Here is a 1,593-nt window from a genome sequence, read left to right on the forward strand (position 1 = left end):
TTGCCGTGATTTCCGGTGGGGGTGGTTGTGTTTCGTTTTTTGTTTTTGAACGGAGAGTTTGATCCTGGCTCAGGATGAACGCTGGCGGCGTGCTTAACACATGCAAGTCGAACGATGATCCCTAGCTTGCTGGGGGGATTAGTGGCGAACGGGTGAGTAACACGTGAGTAACCTGCCCTTGACTCTGGGATAAGCCTGGGAAACTGGGTCTAATACCGGATATGACTTCTCATCGCATGGTGGGGGGTGGAAAGCTTTTGTGGTTTTGGATGGACTCGCGGCCTATCAGCTTGTTGGTGGGGTAATGGCCTACCAAGGCGACGACGGGTAGCCGGCCTGAGAGGGTGACCGGCCACACTGGGACTGAGACACGGCCCAGACTCCTACGGGAGGCAGCAGTGGGGAATATTGCACAATGGGCGCAAGCCTGATGCAGCGACGCCGCGTGAGGGATGACGGCCTTCGGGTTGTAAACCTCTTTCAGTAGGGAAGAAGCCCCTTTTGGGGGTGACGGTACTTGCAGAAGAAGCGCCGGCTAACTACGTGCCAGCAGCCGCGGTAATACGTAGGGCGCAAGCGTTATCCGGAATTATTGGGCGTAAAGAGCTCGTAGGCGGTTTGTCGCGTCTGCTGTGAAAGACCGGGGCTCAACTCCGGTTCTGCAGTGGGTACGGGCAGACTAGAGTGCAGTAGGGGAGACTGGAATTCCTGGTGTAGCGGTGAAATGCGCAGATATCAGGAGGAACACCGATGGCGAAGGCAGGTCTCTGGGCTGTAACTGACGCTGAGGAGCGAAAGCATGGGGAGCGAACAGGATTAGATACCCTGGTAGTCCATGCCGTAAACGTTGGGCACTAGGTGTGGGGGACATTCCACGTTTTCCGCGCCGTAGCTAACGCATTAAGTGCCCCGCCTGGGGAGTACGGCCGCAAGGCTAAAACTCAAAGGAATTGACGGGGGCCCGCACAAGCGGCGGAGCATGCGGATTAATTCGATGCAACGCGAAGAACCTTACCAAGGCTTGACATGAACCGGAAAGACCTGGAAACAGGTGCCCCGCTTGCGGTCGGTTTACAGGTGGTGCATGGTTGTCGTCAGCTCGTGTCGTGAGATGTTGGGTTAAGTCCCGCAACGAGCGCAACCCTCGTTCTATGTTGCCAGCGGTTCGGCCGGGGACTCATAGGAGACTGCCGGGGTCAACTCGGAGGAAGGTGGGGACGACGTCAAATCATCATGCCCCTTATGTCTTGGGCTTCACGCATGCTACAATGGCCGGTACAAAGGGTTGCGATACTGTGAGGTGGAGCTAATCCCAAAAAGCCGGTCTCAGTTCGGATTGGGGTCTGCAACTCGACCCCATGAAGTCGGAGTCGCTAGTAATCGCAGATCAGCAACGCTGCGGTGAATACGTTCCCGGGCCTTGTACACACCGCCCGTCAAGTCACGAAAGTTGGTAACACCCGAAGCCGGTGGCCTAACCCTTGTGGGGGGAGCCGTCGAAGGTGGGACCGGCGATTGGGACTAAGTCGTAACAAGGTAGCCGTACCGGAAGGTGCGGCTGGATCACCTCCTTTCTAAGGAGCTGCTAACAAT

At 56.7% G+C, this 1,593-nt stretch carries 1 rRNA gene; it reads left to right on the forward strand.

What is annotated here, in order from left to right:
• Window positions 1–46: 46 nt before the first annotated feature.
• Window positions 47–1,574 (forward strand): 16S ribosomal RNA (locus tag ACIQTZ_RS23920).
• Window positions 1,575–1,593 lie beyond the last annotated feature (19 nt).

The organism is Paenarthrobacter sp. NPDC090520 (genome assembly GCF_044769205.1).
Classification (GTDB): domain Bacteria; phylum Actinomycetota; class Actinomycetes; order Actinomycetales; family Micrococcaceae; genus Arthrobacter.